Source organism: Tepidimicrobium xylanilyticum (genome assembly GCF_900106765.1).
Taxonomy (GTDB): domain Bacteria; phylum Bacillota; class Clostridia; order Tissierellales; family Tepidimicrobiaceae; genus Tepidimicrobium; species Tepidimicrobium xylanilyticum.
In genome coordinates this window covers 200,684-219,167 of sequence record NZ_FNNG01000002.1, presented here as the reverse complement: position 1 = coordinate 219,167, position 18,484 = coordinate 200,684, and the positions used below count along the sequence as shown (strand labels likewise).

The following is an 18,484-nucleotide window of genomic DNA, read 5'->3' as shown; positions in this document are numbered from 1 at the left end:
GCAATTTTATTTAAATAAATTTCAAATGTTAAATACTTTAAAAATTTTAAAAGAAACAGATAAAGAAACTGGCAATAAAAACATTGAAAATTACAACACAAAAGAGGCGGAATTGTCAGAAAATATAGAAGGAAAACATTTTCATACACAAAAATTGAAGGGGATAGTTATATTAGCTTCAATTATCAGAAAATAATGATGTTTTATTTTATTAATCCCCGAAAAAGTCTATTTGGAAACTTAAAATGATAGGGCATTGGAATTAAAATTTAATTAATCTAGAACTTATGATATAATATATTATAATAATATTAGAATTGTTATGAATATTGCATATAATAATCAATGGCAATCAATAATTTCCATTAGAGAGAAGGGAAATAATGCGTAGTCCTACTTATGGCAAGGTAAGTTATGAAAAGATGATCGAAATAATCAAGGAGTTCATTAACAAATCTCCTGATAGCACTTATCATATATCTATAGGTACTGACAGCCAAAATTTCAGTTATACTAAGCTGGTTATAGTAATAGCAGTTCACAGGGTTGGCAGTGGCGGTATATTCTTTTATGATATAAAAAATGCAAAAAAGATAACCAATATTAGTCAAAAACTATTTTTGGAAACTAGTGCAAGCATTGATTTAGCAACTAAACTTTCAAAAAGCTTGCATAAGGAAGGCATAAACTTAGGGATTAATATCCATGTAGATGTAGGTAAAAATGGAAAGACCAAGAAATTAATTCCTGAAATAGTAGGTTGGATAAAGGCTTGTGGATTTAGCTGTGAAACAAAACCCGATTCATATGCTGCTTCTTGTATAGCGGATAGATATACTAAATGAGCTTAGGGGGACAAATGGATGAAGCAAAGAAGAATTGAAGATTATGGAATAAGTATCGGAACTTTGCCGAAAGGAAAACTCAATAAGATTACCGATGTAAGGGGAATCAAAGTAGGACATTCAACAATTGATAGGGAAAATATTAAAACTGGGGTAACCGTGGTTATTCCGCGAGAGGAAAACATATATTTAAATAAACTGATTGCTGCTTCTTATGTATTAAATGGCTATGGTAAGACTATAGGATTGGTACAAATAGAGGAGTTGGGGACCTTAGAATCCATAATAGCATTAACTAATACATTGAATGTAGGCCTAGTTCATGATGCTCTAGTTGAATACATGATAGAAGAATGTAAAAAGGAAAATTTTGAACTTACTACCTATAATCCAATAGTCTGTGAATGTAACGATAGTTTCCTGAATGATATATCTTTACGGGCTGTTAAGAAGGAACATGTGTTTGGAGCTATAAAAAATGCGATGGTAGATTTTGAGGAAGGCGATGTGGGTGCAGGAAAGGGAATGAGCTGCCATCAGCTTAAGGGTGGAATAGGTTCAGCGTCTAGAATTGTAGAACTGGATGGTGAAAAATATACTGTGGGTGTATTAGTTCAATCTAATCACGGAGCCTTGAAGGATTTAACCATTAATGGGAAAAATATTGGAATAAAGATAGCTGAGAGCTTGAAAGCGAAGCAAGAGGCAGATGAAGGATCTATAATATCCATAATTGCAACGGATATACCCCTTAGCAGTAGGCAATTGAAGAGAATATGTAAAAGGACTGGGGTAGGATTGGCAAGGCTTGGTTCCTTTATAGGTCATGGTAGTGGAGAGATAGTAATAGCCTTTTCAACGGCCAACACAATTCCCCATAATAGGGATGAGGCAATACATAGTATTAAAGTGTTAAATGAAAATAAGATAGATTTAGTCTTTAGAGCAGTGGCTGAATGTGAGGAGGAGGCGGTTTTAAATTCCATGATAACAGCAGAGACCGTTACTGGATTTAAAGGAAGAACAAGGTATAGCTTAAGGGCTTATATAGAGTATTTAACTGATTGCTAATAAAACAGCATGGCTAATTTGCCATGCTGTTTTATTTTTAGATCAAAGCACTAATGGAGACTTAATTGGATTTAAACAAAATGCAAGATAAAAAAATAAACTTGCAAAAATCTATTGCAACTAATTTTGTTTTATGTTAAAATTGTTTCAATCATTCATACTCACAGTTTAAAAATAACAATAAAAATAAGGAATTGAAGAGTGGCGCGCCTTTGTTTACAAAAATTTACAACAATACTAGATGAATAAAAAATGAATGAAAAAGCAAATTAACTTGCAAATACATAATTAGGAGGATTGAAAATGGTTTATAATGGTGTGGATACTTTAAGGCCAAATCTATTTAAAGACATATTCCCTTATGATGAGCTACCTAGGATTAAGTTTAACAATATTCAACTGCCTATGGAAATTCCAGAGGAGATCTGGATTACGGATACCACTTTTAGAGATGGGCAACAATCTATGTCATCCATGACAGTGGACCAGATGGTGAGGATTTATGATTATCTCCATGAGTTGGATAATGGTTCTGGTATTATTAGACAGACTGAGTTTTTCCTTTATTCGGAAAAGGATAGAAAAGCAGTAGAAAGGTGTATGGCTAGAGGATATGATTTTCCTCAGATTACCTCATGGATTAGGGCTAATAAAGAGGATTTCAAGCTGGTTAAGGAGATGGGAATTAAGGAAACGGGAATTCTCATGTCCTGTTCAGATTATCACATATTCCATAAACTGAATATGACTCGGAGGGAGGCTATGGAGAACTATCTTTCCATAGCAGAAAGTGCATTGGAAAATGGGATAATTCCCAGATGCCATTTCGAGGATATAACTAGGGCAGATTTCTTTGGATTTGTAGCCCCATTGGCTAAAAACTTAATGGAATTATCTAAAAAGTATGGGTTGCCAGTTAAAATAAGGGCCTGCGATACATTGGGCCTTGGAGTACCCTTTGTAGGAGTGGAGTTACCCCGGTCTGTACCTGCCATAATCCATGGGCTAAGGTACTATTGTCATGTACCCTCTGAGTCCATAGAGTGGCATGGGCACAACGATTATAATAAGGTGGTTGTAAATTCTACCACTGCCTGGTTATATGGTGGAGCTTCTGCTAACTGCACCTTATTTGGAATTGGGGAGAGGACTGGTAACTGCCCTCTTGAGTCCATGGTGTTTGAATATGGGCAGATTAAAGGGAATACTAAGGATATGAACTTGAAGGTGATCGTGGATATAGTAGATTATTTTGAAAGAGAGCTAGGCTATAAGGTTCCAGAGAGGACTCCCTTTGTTGGAAGTGAGTTCAACGTTACTAGAGCTGGAATACATGCAGATGGAATCCTTAAGGATGAAGAAATATACAATAGTTTCGATACTGACAAAATTTTAGGCAGACCACCCTTGGTGGCAGTAAATTCCTATTCTGGCTTGGCTGGAATTGCTGCATGGATAAATGGCTATTTCAGGTTGAAGGGTTCCAAGAAAATAGATAAAAGGGACCCAAGGATTCTCCCAATAAAGAAATGGGTTGATGATGAATATGCCAATGGTCGTACTTCCATCATTAGAAATGATGAGTTGGAGGAACTCGTATTTAAATATATTCCAAACATATTAGATGAACGGGATTCGAAAGCGATTTAGACTGGAGGTAATAGAATGGGATTAACTGTTACAGAGAAGATAATCAAAGAACATCTAGTAGTTGGTGAAATGAAAAGGGGTAAGGAAATCGGAATAAAAATAGATCAAACCTTAACCCAAGATTCGACGGGAACCATGGCCTATTTGCAATTTGAAGCCTTAGGTATTGATAGGGTGGAGACAAAAAAATCTTTAGCTTATATAGACCATAATCTATTGCAGACGGGACCAGAAAATGCAGATGACCATTTATATATTCAGAGCATAGCTAAAAAATATGGGATATACTATTCTAAGGCTGGCAATGGGATTTGCCATCAGGTACATCTGGAAAGGTTTGGAGTGCCTGGAGAAACCCTATTAGGTTCCGATAGCCATACTCCAACATGTGGAGGGGTAGGGATGCTTGCTATTGGAGCAGGAGGGTTGGATGTGGCTGTAGCGATGGCAGGAGGAGAATATTATATTACCATGCCTTATATTGTAAAAGTAGAATTAAAGGGAAAGTTAAGAACGGGTGTTTCTGCTAAAGATATCATATTAGAGGTTTTAAGAAGATATAAGGTTAAAGGAGGATTGAACAAGGTATTTGAATATGCTGGGGAGGGAATAAAGTACCTTACTGTACCAGAAAGAGCGACTATAACCAATATGGGGGCAGAATTGGGATCAACCACTTCCATATTCCCTTCCGATGAAGAAACCTATAGATTTTTAAAGGCTCAAGGAAGAGGGAGAGATTTTACTCCTATAGAAGCTGATTTTGATGCCCATTATGATGAGGTTATAATCATAGACTTGGATAAATTAGAGCCTTTAATAGCTTGTCCTCATAGTCCGGATAGGGTAGTGCCAGTATCTTCCTTGAATAGGATTAAAGTAAATCAGGTAGCTATAGGAAGCTGTACCAATTCTTCTTACATGGATTTGATGAAGGTAGCTAAAATATTAGAGGGAAAGACTATAGGGGAGGAAGTTTCTCTAGTTATATCCCCTGGTTCCAAACAGGTTCTCAATATGCTAGCTCAAAACGGAGCCTTAGCAAAGCTTATATCTGCAGGAGCCAGAATATTGGAATCAGGTTGTGGCCCCTGTATTGGTATGGGACAATCCCCTAATACGGACGGAGTCTCTTTAAGAACTTTCAATAGGAATTTTAAAGGAAGATCTGGAACGCCTTCTGCAAAAGTCTATCTGGTAAGCCCTGAAACTGCTGCAGTTTCTGCTTTAACTGGATACATCACAAACCCTGAAGAATATGTTAAGGATATAAATATAACTATGCCTGAAAAGTTCTTAATCAATGATAATTTAATAATTAGTCCAGCAGAAAAGGGAGAAGATGTAGAAATAGTTAGAGGTCCAAATATTAAGCCTTTCCCAAGAAATAAGGCAATGGATGAGACTATAGGTGGGAAAGTGTTAATAAAGGTAGGGGATGATATTACCACCGACCATATTATGCCTTCCAATGCAAAACTCCTACCCTATAGGTCGAATATTCCCTATCTGTCCAACTATTGTTTGATCCCTTGCGATAAAGATTTTCCTAAAAGAGCAAGAGAATTTGGAGGAGGCATTATATTGGCTGGACATAATTATGGACAAGGTTCTAGTAGAGAACATGCAGCCTTGGTGCCCTTGTATTTGGGAATTAAAGCTGTAATAGCTAAATCATTTGCAAGAATTCATAGGCAAAATTTAATCAATAATGGAATACTTCCTTTAATCTTTGAAAAAGAAGAAGATTACGGGCGAATTGATGTGTTGGATGAATTACTAATAAAAAAAGTATTGACACAAATGAAAGGGAATAAGATAATAGTAAAAAATATTTCAAAAGATGAGGAATATGTTCTGCTGCTAGATGTAACTGAAAGACAGAGGAATATATTAAAATCTGGCGGACTACTAAACTATATAAAAGCCAGATCTTCTCATAGATAGGAGGAGTGGATATGGCATATGATATAACATTAATTCCAGGAGATGGTATAGGACCAGAGGTCATTTCTTGTACAGTTGAGATCATAGAAGCTGCAGGAGTTCCTATTAATTGGCAACAGGTAGAATCTGGAGCTAAAGCGGTGGAGAGTGTTGGTACCCCCCTGCCGGACCATGCAATGGATAGTATAAAGAAAAACAAAATAGCTCTAAAGGGGCCTCTAACCACACCTATTGGGGGGGGTTTTAGGAGTGTAAATGTAAGGTTAAGAAAGGAATTAGGGCTATTTGCTAATATAAGGCCTATTAAATCCTTTGAAGGGGTTAAGGCTCTTCACAAGGATATGGATTTGATAATAGTTCGAGAGAATACGGAGGACCTTTATATAGGCAAAGAAAGAATGATAGACGAAAACAAGGCAGAAAGCATCAAGATAATCACTAGGGAGGCTAGCGAAAAGATTTGCAGATATGCTTTCCAAATGGCTAAAGATTTAAATAGAAAAAAAGTAACTTTAGTCCATAAGGCCAATATTATGAAATTAACCGATGGTCTTTTTTTGGAATCGGGAAGAAAGGTAGCTAGAGATTATCCAGAAATAGAATTTGAGGAAATGATTGTAGATGCTATGAGCATGAAATTAGTCCAATTTCCCCAGGATTACGACATAATAGTAGCACCTAATTTATATGGAGATATATTATCCGATTTAGCCGCAGGTCTTATTGGTGGATTGGGTTTGGCTCCAAGTGCTAATATGGGGGAAGACATTGCCATATTCGAACCTGTTCATGGTTCTGCTCCTGATATAGCCAATAAAAACATTGCCAATCCTATTTCGGCCATATTGTCTGGAGTTATGATGTTAAAACATATTGGGGAGTTGGAAGCAGCTACAAGAATAGAAAGGGCTGTATCAGCAACATTAAAGGTAGAGGGAAACTTAACTAAAGATTTAGGCGGATGCCAGGGAACTAAGGAATTTGCTGAAAAGGTGATAGAAAGAATCACATAAACATTAGTAGCATAATAAGGTTAAGGGTGATGGATATGAGGAAAAGATTTAAAAAGGTGTTAGTAGCCAATAGAGGAGAAATTGCCATTAGGATATTTAGAGCATGTAGTGAGTTGGGAATTAGAACTGTTGCAGTTTACTCTAATGAAGATAAAAATTCCCTCTTTAGGGTAAAAGCAGATGAATCCTATTTGATTGGAAGGAATAAAGGACCTATTGAGGCCTATTTAAGTATTGATGAGATTATAGAATTGGCCCTTAAAAAAGGGGTAGATGCAATTCATCCTGGATATGGATTCTTATCTGAAAATCCAGAATTTGCAAAGAAATGCCAAGAGGTAGGGATAGAGTTCATAGGTCCCACCTATGAGATGATGGTGAGTTTAGGGGATAAGATTAAATCTAAAAAATTGGCCCATAGCTTGGGAGTACCTATTGTCCCTGGAATTGAAAGGGCAATTAGTTCTGTAGAGGAGATTATGGAATTTGCCAACTCCTATGGCTACCCTATCATGTTGAAGGCCTCTGCAGGAGGTGGCGGCAGGGGTATGAGAGTGGTAAGAAGCGAAGATGATCTAAAAAGACAGTTCCAAAGCGCTAAGGAAGAGGCGAAGAAGGCTTTTGGGATTGATGATATTTTCGTGGAAAAATATTTAGAAAAGCCAAAGCACATAGAGGTTCAAATATTAGGGGATAAATATGGCAATATAGTACATCTATATGAAAGGGATTGTTCTATTCAAAGAAGACATCAGAAAATTATTGAATTTACACCTGCATTTTCTATTTCCGAGGAACTTAGGCAGAAGATTTGCGACGATGCATTAAAAATTGGAAAGGCTATCAATTACAGGGGGGCGGGAACTGTTGAATTCTTATTGGATAGGTATGGTAACCATTATTTCATCGAGGTAAACCCTAGAATACAGGTGGAACATACTGTTACTGAAATGACTACAGGCATTGATATAGTGCAGGCACAGATTTTAATAGCAGAAGGTTATTCTCTTGATTCAAAAGAAATAGGGATAAAAGGGCAGGGGGATATTCAGCCTAGAGGTTATGCCATCCAATGTAGGGTGACTACTGAAGACCCATTGAAGAATTTCATACCGGATACGGGTATCATTGATCAATATAGGACTGGTTCTGGATTTGGAATAAGGTTAGATGGAGGCAATGGGTTTACAGGCTCCATCATTGGACCTTACTATGACAGCCTACTGGTAAAGGTTACAGCTTGGTCTCGAACCTTTGAGGATGCAAGTAGAAAGTTAGTTAGAGCATTGAAGGAAGTAAAGATTAGGGGAGTAAAGACCAATATTCCATTTTTAATAAATGTTTTAAACCACAAGGAATTTTTAAGTGGCAAGTGTGATACTGGATTTATCACCTATAATCCAGAGTTATTTAATATAGAGACTAAAGAGGATAAAGAGCTTAAGGTGTTAAAATTTATTGGTGAAAAGGTGGTAAACGAAACAAAAGGATATAAGCCCGATTTCAATATTCCTAGGGTACCAAGGGTGGATAATACTAACCCAAGTCCTGGTACAAAACAGATACTGGATGAAAAAGGGCCGGAAGGATTGGTAAAATGGATTAAGGATAATAAGAAGCTGTTGTTGACTGATACCACCATGAGAGATGCTCATCAGTCCTTGATGGCTACGAGGATGAGAACCATAGATATGCTTAGGATTGCTGAGGCTATTTCTGTATTAGGGAAAGGATTATTTTCCTTGGAAATGTGGGGAGGAGCAACATTCGATGTAAGCTATAGGTTTTTAAAAGAATGTCCTTGGAAGAGGCTGGAATTGTTAAGGGAGAAGATTCCCAACATACTATTTCAAATGTTAATTAGAGGAGCCAATGGAGTTGGATATACGAATTATCCAGACAATGTTATAAGAGAATTTATAAAAGAGGCGGCTAATAGCGGAATTGATGTATTTAGGATATTTGATTCATTAAACTGGTTGAAGGGTATGGAGGTAGCCATATATGAAGTACTAAAACAGGGGAAAGTGGCTGAAGTCTGCATCTGCTATACAGGAGATATTCTTGATGATAGAAGGGATAAATATACATTAGAATATTATATAAAGACTGCAAAGGAAATTGAAAAGACAGGAGCTCATATTTTAGGGATTAAGGACATGTCCTCTTTATTAAAACCACAAGCTGCATACAAGCTTATTAGTGCATTGAAGGAAGAAATAGATATTCCGATACATCTCCATACTCACGATACCAGTGGAAATGGTGTGGCAACCATTCTGATGGCAGCTCAAGCGGGTGTGGATGTAGTGGATACTGCCTTTAATAGTATGGCAGGCTTGACAAGCCAACCAGCACTGAATTCTGTAGTTGCAGCTTTAGAATATACGGAAAGATCTACTGGTTTAGATTTAGATGATTTACAGAAAATTTCAGATTACTGGATGGATATAAGGCCAATATACAGCCAATTTGAATCCGAGTTAAAGTCTGGCACAGCAGAGATATATAAGTATGAGATTCCTGGAGGACAGTATTCTAATTTAAGGCCTCAGGTCGAGAGCTTTGGACTAGGTCATAGATTTGATGACATTAAGGAGATGTATAGGATTGTCAATGAAATGCTTGGGGATATAGTAAAGGTTACTCCTACATCAAAGGTGGTAGGAGATTTGGCCATATTTATGGTACAAAACGATTTAACCCCTGAAAATATCTATGAAAAAGCAAAGGGTATGGCTTTTCCAGATTCAGTGGTGGCTTATTTTAAAGGTATGATGGGTCAGCCTATAGGTGGTTTTCCTGAGAAATTTCAGAAATTGGTGCTTAAAGGAGAAAAACCAATAACCTGCAGACCCGGTGAACTATTAGAAGATGAAGATTTCGATAAAATTGCTAACTACTTGAAGGAGAAATATAATATTGAGCCAACCATGAAAGAGGTGCTGTCCTATGCTTTTTATCCTAAGGTATTTGAAGAGTATTTAGAATTCATTGTAAGAGATGGTGATTTTAGCAGAGTAAGTAGCGATGTGTTCTTCTATGGTATAAAGGAGGGAGAAATAGCTGAGGTCGAAATCGAAGAGGGAAAGATACTGGTAATTAAACTACTTGAAATAGGAAAGTTAGACGAGGAAGGCTATAGGACACTATATTTTGAAGTAAATGACAGCAGAAGAGCCATAAAGATATTCGATAAAGCAAGCAAAGTAGTTGATAAACCTGAGTTCATTCAGAAGGCAGATCCAGATAATAAATTGGATATAGGTGCTAATATACCAGGGATAGTGGCTAAAATATTGGTTAAAGAAGGAGAAAAGGTTGAAAAGAATCAATTGATGGTCATAATAGAGGCCATGAAGATGGAAACTCATGTAATATCAGCTGTGGAAGGTACAGTTAAATCTATTTTCGTTAAAGAAGGCCAGAATGTAGAATTAGGCGAGTTATTGATTAGATTAGAATAATTTTTTGCTCCTCCCTTTTGAAGTAAACATCAATTAAATTATTTGTAGGTTAATGTGGTATAATGTAGAAAAAAAGGGGGGAGCTAGTTTGATTCTCACAGTAAGTCTAAATCCTTCGATAGGAAGAAGGTATAATATTAAAGATTTTCAGTTAGGCAAATCCTTTGTAGCTACAGATATCCAATATACTGCTGAAGGTGGCGGGTTAAATGTGATGAATGTGATAAAAGGCTTTAATGTTCCGGTGATGGTCACTGGTTTTTTAGGTGGTAGAAATGGTGATTATATTAAAAAAGAACTAGACCTTATGGGAATCAGACAAGAATTTATCCCCATTAATGAAGAAAGTAGAAGCTCCATCTCAATTATTTCTGAAAATGGAATTAGTACGAAAATATCAGAAAGAGGACCATCCATATCGGGAAATGAAGTATTGGCCTTTTATGAACTTTATAAAGAGATTATAAAAGAAGTAGATATTATTTGTGCTTCAGGAAGCCTTCCTCATGGTTTACCTCCTGAAACCTATGCTAACCTAATCATTATGGCTAAAGAAGTAGGGAAGAAATTCTTCTTAGATACCAGTGGAGAAGCTTTAAAGCTAGGAGTAGATGCTAAACCTTTTTTTGTCAAGCCCAATCGGGAAGAACTAGAAGAGATAATGGGGTGCAAAATTCAATCGGAAATGGAACTAGTACAAGCTGGTAAATACTTAGCGGAAAATGATATTGAAATAGTGATTATTTCATTAGGAGATGAGGGTTCTATAGCTTTTCATAACGGATATATCTATAGGATTAGGGTACCTAAAATAGAAACTATAAATCCAGCAGGTTCTGGTGATGCTATGGTAGGAGGTTTTGTGGCATCATTATATAGGGATTATGATTTTGAATTTGCACTAAAGGTTGCAGCTGCCTGTGGTACAGCCAACGCTATGGAAAAGGAAACGGGTAAAGTTGATATGTTCAATATGAAAAAGATAATGAAGGATGTGATTATTACTAAATCCAAGTTCTGAAGCAAGTAAAATTCATATGTTATATTTAAAGTATCGTAAGCAGGGATGTAGGCTAGGTTGATATACGAAAGACATAAATAATTACAGAAATCATATAATAAGTATATCGTTATGAGAGGAGGTTTTATAAACAGAATGGCTGAAAATAGATATGATGGAATTAAAATATTTAAGTTTATCTTATATGCAGCAATTGGAATATTCATGTTCTTCGTTCCTATTAAAGTGAATGGTAATAGTTCTATTCCACTAGACCATATTGTTAACTATATTAAAACATTGCCTTACTTTGAGCCTGTGTATTCAGGTTTAATAGTAACTGTAGGCGGAATATTGCCTTTTGTAAACAAAACTTGGAACAAGGATAAAACAACAGCAGTTTTTTCACTCATTAAGATATTAGGAATTGTATTCATATTGATGGGGATTTCTAATAGAGGACCAGCATTTTTAATGGCTGAAGGCGTAATCCCATTTATCTACAGTAAAATCGTCATCCCAGTAATCACAATAGTTCCGATTGGATCAATATTTCTTGCATTTTTAGTCAATTATGGTTTAATGGAGTTTGTTGGAGTTTTTATGCAGCCTATTATGAAACCAATTTGGAAAACACCCGGAAGGTCTGCTATAGATGCTGTAGCCTCGTTTGTTGGCAGTTATTCACTAGCTTTGCTTATTACTGATAAGGTATATCAAGAAGGTAAGTATACTGGAAAGGAAGCTGCTATTATAGCAACTGGTTTTTCAACTGTATCTGCCACCTTTATGATTATAGTGGCTAAAACTTTAGGTATTATGGATCAATGGCTCTTATATTTCTGGTTAACATTGATTATTACATTTATTGTAACAGCTATAACAGCAAGACTTTATCCTTTAAACAAGAAGCCAGACACATATTATAATAATCAGGAAGGATATCCAGAAGAATTATATACTGGTAATAGGTTTAAGCTGGCATTAGAAGAGGGGATGGAGGCCTTTGATAATGCCCCAACTGTTGTGCAAAGTACATTGGATAATCTGAAATCTGGAGTTATACTAGCTTTATCAATTGGGCCATTGCTAATGTCCATTGGTGTTATAGGGGTAGTTCTAGCTGAATATACGCCCTTGTTTGATATAGTTGGATATATATTCTATCCATTTACCCTTATCACAAGAGTACCTGAGCCACTATTATCAGCTAAAGCAATGGCTCTTAGTATAGCAGAGATGTTTCTACCAGCATTAATTGTAACAGAAGCTCCTATTATCACTAGATTTCTTATAGCCATAGTGAGTGTATCTGAGATATTATTCTTTTCTGCTTCAATACCATGCATTATGGGTACCAAAATACCAATTTCATTAAAAGATATTATCATAATATGGATAGAAAGGGTTATATTATCCATACTTATAACAGCGCCAATATTGCATATAATGTTTTAGACTATGAATAATACGGAGCCTTATGCTCTGTATTTTTTATAGTCAATTAATAGAATAATATGTAAATAAAATGTTGACTTTATACTAAACACATTAAGGGAGTTATTAACGTTATTTGATATAGAAAAAAATATATAGACCGAGAATTACAGTGCTAAGTATATTTAAATAAAATTTTTAAGTGTGTTAATAATTTCCTGCCAAATATGATCTCTATTTCCCTCTGTTATTCTAATTATCATTACATCTTTCCTATTTCGAATATTGTTCAAAAATTCACAGTCCTCATCCTTTAAAACTCCAAATACTATTTTTTGGCTATCCAATAATTCAAATATTTTAGAGGTAAATACATCTATATTCTTTTCTGATGAGCCTAATTCATCTAGTACTATAATATCGTCACTTTTTAGGCTTTTATCTAAGAGTGGTGCCAACCCCTTTTCAAAAGCTTCAGGAAACCATATCTTTGAGTTATCCCTAGAATCAGATCTAACTATTGTATATTGTTCATTAGGGTTTTTTACTGATTTCGCAATATATCGTCTATAATAGCCTTCATATATTCTTTCTGTAATATAGCCGCCGATGGACAGGTCTATATTATTTAAAACCTTTTTTAATATTGTAGATTTACCTATTCCAATTCTTCCGGTTAAAAATAGATTATTCAATAAAAACACCCCGTTACAATTTGTCTATATAGTAATAGTTTAGCATATTTAGAAAAAGATTAAAACTGCCAAAATATCTTATAAACACTGTTTGATATTATGGATAATTTTGATACTATACAGCTTTACATAGGAAGATTTGTATGTTAAAGTATTAATAAGTAGAATAGTTGAATAGCTCCATAGTCTCCGAGCATTTTGGCCTGGGAATTTACACTATAAATTTATGGTCAACTTGCCGATAGGGTTTGACTGGAAACGGTCAAGCCTCCCAGTGGAAAGGAGAAGTTTAAAGATGCGGCATTTCCATCTGGGATGCTGCTTTAAATTTTTCCTCTCCCTTTATTTGCTTTAAATTTAGTTTTGACTAAATTTAAATAAATTAGAAAGGTGGAGGTATTATGTTTATCAAAAAATTCAAAATTGTCTCAATTATTATGGCAATGGTATTAATATTGTCACAAGGAATAGTATTTGCAGGTAATGTTAACGCTTTTGCCATTAAAATTTCAGGACCAGGTGTGGAAAAGGAATTGGAATTTAGCCTTGATGATTTAAAAGCTATGCCAGAAGAAGCCCAAATTAATGAAGAATACATATACAACAGTAAATCGGGTCAAAAGTCTGTAAAGGTTAAAGGGGTTAGCTTAGCTTACATATTAGAGAAAGTAGCTGGATTAACTGTTGAAAATGCTTTGGTAAATTTTGAAGCATCAGATGGATATCCAATAGATCCACAGACTTTACAAGATATATTAAACCAAGATTTAAAATATGTTTTAGCTTATGAGATTGATGGAGAGCCAATCGATAATGACGATAACCCAGAGAGTGAGGAAATAGTCATCTATAGAAAGTTAAAAGAAGAAGGAGAATTTGGTACTGTATTTAAATTGGTAGTAAGAATAACTGTAGGAGAAGCTATTGAACAAGCAGAGGAATCGGTTAAAGAACTAACAAAACCGGAAATAGAGCCAGTAAAAGAAATTGAGGAGATTGTATTTACCGACATTACAGAAGAGTATAAATTTGCAGAAACAGCCATCTATGAACTTGCTAAGAGGGGAATTGTAAGCGGAGTAGGTAATAATATATTTGCTCCAGGTGATGTTTTCACAAGAGCTCAGTTCTGCAAGATAGCAGTTGAAGCTATAGGCTATGAACTAGAGGAATATTCTGGAAACTTTACCGATGTAAAAGCTGAAAACTGGTTTGCTCCTTATGTAGAAGCAGCCGTTAGAGAAGGCTTATTTACGGGGTATACTGATGGAACTTTCAGACCAGATAAAGAAATAACTAGAGAAGAATTAGCTGCTGTTGTGGGAAGGGCTGCTGTACTAGCTGGTCTAGTAGATCAGGAGAAGATGAACAAGTTTGTAATGGAAAAAACATCTTTTGAAGATAAGGACGAAGTTTCATCATGGGCAGCTAACCAAGTGGCGTGGTTAGATGCTCAAGGCGTATTTAAGGGAGTTGCTGAGGAAAAATTTGAACCTAAAAAAGTGGTTACTAGGGCAGAGGCAGCTTTAATAGTATATAATGCCTTGTTTAATAAATAGTTTTAATAAATAGATGAAGAGGGAAACAATGGTTGTCCCTCTTTATCCATAATGGAAGGAGGTAAACTATGAAAGGTAAAAGAAATAGATTATTTTCAGTCCTATTAATAATAGGGATGCTACTTTCCAAATTTGCCTTTCTAGGGGACATAGTTGAAGCTGCAGCAGTTGAACTATTGATTACAGGTACAGGAGTTTATGAGGATGTCAAAATTACAGAATCCGACTGGGATAAGTATCAGATGGTGGAAAGATATTTTTCTGGAAACAATAGCCTATATTTCCACAAGATCATCAAGGTAAAGGGGTATGACCTATTCGAATTAATAGGTAAGGATAACCTAAAGACTGACAAGGACTATCAGGTTAAGTTTACCTGTGCTGATGGTTTTGAATTTACTAAGACCATAAGCGAACTTAAAAACACCTATTTCTTCCGAGATTTCACTGAAAAGACCAAGGAAAAAGTTGAGCCCATGATAGCTAAGTATACTTTGGAGTTGGTCGATTTCCCTAAAAACAATTTTTCACCTCCAATTAGATGGGAAGATAAAGAGATTGCCAACAAGGATTTGGACAAGGGTTTTCCAAAATTAGCTTTTGGTCAGACAAGTATTGATGATATGAACCTATCTCAATGGGGAAAAGAGGTTGTGAAGATAACCATTGGCGATGAGAGGCTATCTGAAAAGCTTAGCCAAGGAATTAGCAAGGATTCACCCTATAAGCACATTAGCTATGTTGGGGCTCCATATAATATAGATGCCATAACTGGCGCAACCTTTACCATCGAAGGTCCTGGGGTGGAAGGCTATAGGGCTATTTCCTTGAGGCAGATCGAAGAGGATGTTGCTGGTCAGGAACAGGTTACATACTATGAAAAGGTAGATGGGAAAGTTGTTCAAAACAACTATGAAGGAATAAATGCAAAATACTTAGTAGACAACTACGTAAAGGTTACCCCCAAGGCAGGAAACCTAATATTTAAGGATAAGTCCAGAAAAACCATCTTAACTATACCTATAGAGGAAGTAGGCTATTACACTATTGCCTATGGAATAAATGAGGTACCCTTTGTATATTTGGACACAGATGCAGGTTACAGGCCTGAAAAATATAACGCCAATGGCTGCTTTAAGCTAGTATATGAACAGGATAAGAACACAGCCAAGGAATTCTCAAATGTTGCTTATATCTACGTAGAGGAGAAGGATGCAAAGAATATATACGAGCATACCTATCCGCCTTATGATGACCTTAAATATACCAACTATGAGATAATTATCCATGGTAATAAGGTGAATGGGGAGGTAAGGCTTAAGGTTTCTGATATAGAGGCCATGGATGATCTAAAGTATGAAGATGAGTACAGTTTATCCAACAGCGAGTACTTCTGGTATTACAATCGGTATAAGGGGATTCCACTATGGGATTTACTCCTTAAGATAGGAATAGACCCCAATATAGATGAAAATACTAGTGTCCAGTTTATAGCAGCCGATAGGTATTATTTTGCACCAATGACTATCAAGGAGATAAAGGATAGTTCATTGTATGGATATTATGAAAAGAATCCAGAGGATTTAGGTGATGGAAGATTTGATGGTTCTAGTGAAGTGCCTCTTCATACGGGGATGCCTGTATTAGTAGCCTATGGTTTTAACGGATACCCCTATGTCATAAGGTCTACTGATGAAGGATATAATTCTGGTTTAGGTAATGATGGAGGGCCTGTAAGGGTTATATTTGGTAAGAAGGATTATAACGATCCTAATGGGTCTAATCAAGTACAGTTTTTGAAGGAGATAATCATTGGAGGAGGAGAGCCTGTATCCTTTGATGAGGACAGGAAGGATTCTGGAGAATCCACCTACAAGGAAGTAGGTAAGGATGCAGCCTGGAACCACAACCAAGGAGTTTATACACAATACCTAGACATGCCAGTTTTAAGAATAACCGGTTCCCAAATTAAGGAACCTATGACCTTTACTCTAAGGCAATTAGAATCCTTGACAGATCATATAGTCAGGGATGTATATACTGGAGATGGTGTGCGTGAATTTGAAGGCATAGTCTTGTGGGATATTATATCCAAGGTTGTAGGACTTAAGGAAGGTGTAGAGATACCCAGCAGCGTAAGGGTATTTAGTGGGCCGAATTATAATCAAATTATAAGAAGTAGCAAGGATCTAATGGAGGGCATAGTAAATTCAAAAGGGGAGTTGAAGAAGATAATATTGGCTTATGCAGTTGATGGATATCCGCTAGTACCAAATGAGAGCGATGGAGGCTATGCATATAATAACGCTTTTGGTCCATTAAGGCTTATATTTGAGGAAAGCAAATCCATGTGGGTTAAATGGACGGACTGTATTGTGGTAGGTAACGGAGACTATGAAGAGCCTAAGATGGAAGATGTGAAAGATTTAGGTATACCCCTTATTGGCACTGGAGGTTTTGAAGATATTAAAAACCATTGGGCTAAGCAGGAAATAGAAGAGATGGCTGCTATGGGATATGTAAAGGGAAGCCAGGACAAATTTAGGCCCAATGATGATATTACAAGGGCTGAGTTTATAGCAATACTGGTTAGAATATTGGGATTGGATTCTTTTGAATTGGACAGTCCATTTAAGGATGTAAAGGATTCAGATTGGTTTTATAAAGAGGTATTATCTGCTGTAAATGCTGGGCTTATTAAGGGCTATGGCGATGGCAGCTTTAGACCTAATGCGCCAATAAAAAGGCAGGAGATAGCTTCTATATTAGCTAGCCTATTAGATAATGAATTAAGTGAGGAAGAGGTAGCATATATATTGTCTAATTTTGATGATGAAGTTGAAGGATGGGCCAGGGATTCGGTAGCTAAAGCAATAGATGCAGGAATTATGAAGGGCTTATTAGGTAGTATTATTGGAGGAAATAATAATGCAACTAGGGCAGAAGCTACGGTTATGTTACTGAGGTTTATTAAAAACTAATGCGGCAATAGGATTTTCCTATTGCCCTATTTAGGAGGGTTCTATGAGAAGGTTTAAGCTAATCAAATTAGTTATTATCATCATTTTAACCATTTCCTTATCATTAACAGGATGTAAATCTAAAGATAGGAGTGAGAACATTGCCATAGATCTGGAACAGGAAAAAATGGTAGACCTAGCTGAAGAGGAGGAAATGGGCACAGATACTGGAGGAGAGGTTACTCCTACAGAGGAGGAAGCAGTTCAAGAGGAAATCGAAGAAGTTGAGGAAGAGGAGGTAGTTAAAGAGGAGACTACTGATCAGGCTCAAAAACCTAAAGAAACCGAGCCTCAAAAAGCTGATGAGGAGGAAGTAGTGGAAGAAGAGGCAGCTCTATTAAAGATAGAGGGAAAGGTTGGCAAGGAGTTGAAGCTGACCTTAAAGGACCTTAAGGCTATGGATGATATCATATTCCAAGCTGACTACTATTCCATAAACAATTTTGGAACGACTGCCCATACTAATTTTAAGGGAGTTAATTTGTGGAAGTTGCTTGAAAAAGCAAATATATCTTCAGAAGCTGCTAAAGTTTCTATCATTGCAACGGATGGTTACAGTATGGAGTTTACTGTTGAAGAGGTTAAGAGGCAGGACTATATAGACGAAACGGATCCAAATAAAAAACTTCCCATGATAATAGCTTGGGAAGAAAATGGAGTAGAATATGACCCAGTAGAAGGACCTCCTTTTAAACTAATAGTAGGCCAGAAGGAAGCAGGAGATGTGAACAAGCCACAATGGGTTTCAAATATAGATAGAATTGTAGTGGAGTAGGTAAT

Annotated in this window: 12 protein-coding genes and 1 riboswitch; of the genes, 11 read left to right on the top strand and 1 reads right to left on the bottom strand. The window is 36.3% G+C overall.

Annotation, left to right across the window (positions count from 1 at the left end; translation table 11 throughout):
- The first annotated feature begins 383 nt into the window (after positions 1 to 383).
- From BLV68_RS03260 to BLV68_RS03225, 8 genes are all read left to right on the top strand, one after another.
- A complete protein-coding gene (locus BLV68_RS03260) occupies positions 384 to 845 on the top strand; it encodes a ribonuclease H-like YkuK family protein (protein WP_093750857.1) in 462 nt (153 codons plus the stop codon).
- A gap of 18 nt (positions 846 to 863) precedes the next feature.
- Positions 864 to 1,916, top strand: a complete 1,053-nt coding sequence (locus BLV68_RS03255) for a DmpA family aminopeptidase (RefSeq protein WP_093750855.1) — start codon at positions 864 to 866, stop codon at positions 1,914 to 1,916.
- Between the two features lie 303 nt (positions 1,917 to 2,219).
- The gene (locus BLV68_RS03250) at positions 2,220 to 3,566 is read left to right on the top strand and encodes a beta/alpha barrel domain-containing protein (RefSeq protein WP_093750853.1); all 1,347 of its coding nucleotides are present in this window, start codon (positions 2,220 to 2,222) and stop codon (positions 3,564 to 3,566) included.
- Positions 3,567 to 3,581: 15 nt separating this feature from the next.
- On the top strand, positions 3,582 to 5,513 hold the full coding sequence (locus tag BLV68_RS03245; protein ID WP_093750851.1) for an aconitate hydratase: 1,932 nt from the start codon (positions 3,582 to 3,584) through the stop codon (positions 5,511 to 5,513).
- An 11-nt stretch (positions 5,514 to 5,524) separates the two neighbouring features.
- Positions 5,525 to 6,526, top strand: coding sequence for an isocitrate/isopropylmalate dehydrogenase family protein (locus BLV68_RS03240; protein WP_093750849.1), 1,002 nt, complete (start codon positions 5,525 to 5,527; stop codon positions 6,524 to 6,526).
- 35 nt (positions 6,527 to 6,561) lie between these two features.
- A complete protein-coding gene (locus BLV68_RS03235) occupies positions 6,562 to 9,993 on the top strand; it encodes a pyruvate carboxylase (RefSeq protein ID WP_093750847.1) in 3,432 nt (1,143 codons plus the stop codon).
- A gap of 88 nt (positions 9,994 to 10,081) precedes the next feature.
- Positions 10,082 to 11,014, top strand: coding sequence for a 1-phosphofructokinase family hexose kinase (locus BLV68_RS03230; protein WP_093750845.1), 933 nt, complete (start codon positions 10,082 to 10,084; stop codon positions 11,012 to 11,014).
- 135 nt (positions 11,015 to 11,149) lie between these two features.
- Entirely contained in the window at positions 11,150 to 12,451 is a 1,302-nt protein-coding gene (locus BLV68_RS03225) for a YjiH family protein (protein ID WP_093750843.1), read from the top strand.
- A gap of 164 nt (positions 12,452 to 12,615) precedes the next feature.
- Here BLV68_RS03225 and BLV68_RS03220 read toward each other — a convergent pair whose 3' ends face one another.
- On the bottom strand, positions 12,616 to 13,125 hold the full coding sequence (locus tag BLV68_RS03220) for a nucleoside-triphosphatase (protein ID WP_159428600.1): 510 nt from the start codon (positions 13,123 to 13,125) through the stop codon (positions 12,616 to 12,618).
- Positions 13,126 to 13,300: 175 nt separating this feature from the next.
- Positions 13,301 to 13,426, top strand: a riboswitch (molybdenum cofactor riboswitch).
- Positions 13,427 to 13,526: 100 nt separating this feature from the next.
- Here BLV68_RS03220 and BLV68_RS03215 point away from each other — a divergent pair.
- The 3 genes from BLV68_RS03215 to BLV68_RS03205 all read left to right on the top strand — a co-directional run bounded on the left by BLV68_RS03215 (position 13,527) and on the right by BLV68_RS03205 (position 18,479).
- Positions 13,527 to 14,684: an S-layer homology domain-containing protein gene (locus BLV68_RS03215; RefSeq protein ID WP_093750839.1), complete on the top strand. Its 1,158-nt coding sequence runs from the start codon at positions 13,527 to 13,529 to the stop codon at positions 14,682 to 14,684.
- A gap of 68 nt (positions 14,685 to 14,752) precedes the next feature.
- Positions 14,753 to 17,665, top strand: coding sequence for an S-layer homology domain-containing protein (locus BLV68_RS03210; RefSeq protein ID WP_093750837.1), 2,913 nt, complete (start codon positions 14,753 to 14,755; stop codon positions 17,663 to 17,665).
- A gap of 43 nt (positions 17,666 to 17,708) precedes the next feature.
- Positions 17,709 to 18,479, top strand: a complete 771-nt coding sequence (locus BLV68_RS03205; RefSeq protein WP_093750835.1) for a molybdopterin-dependent oxidoreductase — start codon at positions 17,709 to 17,711, stop codon at positions 18,477 to 18,479.
- Positions 18,480 to 18,484: the final 5 nt, after the last annotated feature.

Bases quoted from the DNA above. Each gene is read 5' to 3' on its own strand.
- BLV68_RS03260 (WP_093750857.1), top strand. From the start codon at position 384: ATGCGTAGTCCTACTTATGGCAAGGTAAGTTATGAAAAGATGATCGAA.
- BLV68_RS03255 (WP_093750855.1), top strand. From the start codon at position 864: ATGAAGCAAAGAAGAATTGAAGATTATGGAATAAGTATCGGAACTTTG.
- BLV68_RS03250 (WP_093750853.1), top strand. From the start codon at position 2,220: ATGGTTTATAATGGTGTGGATACTTTAAGGCCAAATCTATTTAAAGAC.
- BLV68_RS03245 (WP_093750851.1), top strand. From the start codon at position 3,582: ATGGGATTAACTGTTACAGAGAAGATAATCAAAGAACATCTAGTAGTT.
- BLV68_RS03240 (WP_093750849.1), top strand. From the start codon at position 5,525: ATGGCATATGATATAACATTAATTCCAGGAGATGGTATAGGACCAGAG.
- BLV68_RS03235 (WP_093750847.1), top strand. From the start codon at position 6,562: ATGAGGAAAAGATTTAAAAAGGTGTTAGTAGCCAATAGAGGAGAAATT.
- BLV68_RS03225 (WP_093750843.1), top strand. From the start codon at position 11,150: ATGGCTGAAAATAGATATGATGGAATTAAAATATTTAAGTTTATCTTA.
- BLV68_RS03215 (WP_093750839.1), top strand. From the start codon at position 13,527: ATGTTTATCAAAAAATTCAAAATTGTCTCAATTATTATGGCAATGGTA.
- BLV68_RS03210 (WP_093750837.1), top strand. From the start codon at position 14,753: ATGAAAGGTAAAAGAAATAGATTATTTTCAGTCCTATTAATAATAGGG.
- BLV68_RS03205 (WP_093750835.1), top strand. From the start codon at position 17,709: ATGAGAAGGTTTAAGCTAATCAAATTAGTTATTATCATCATTTTAACC.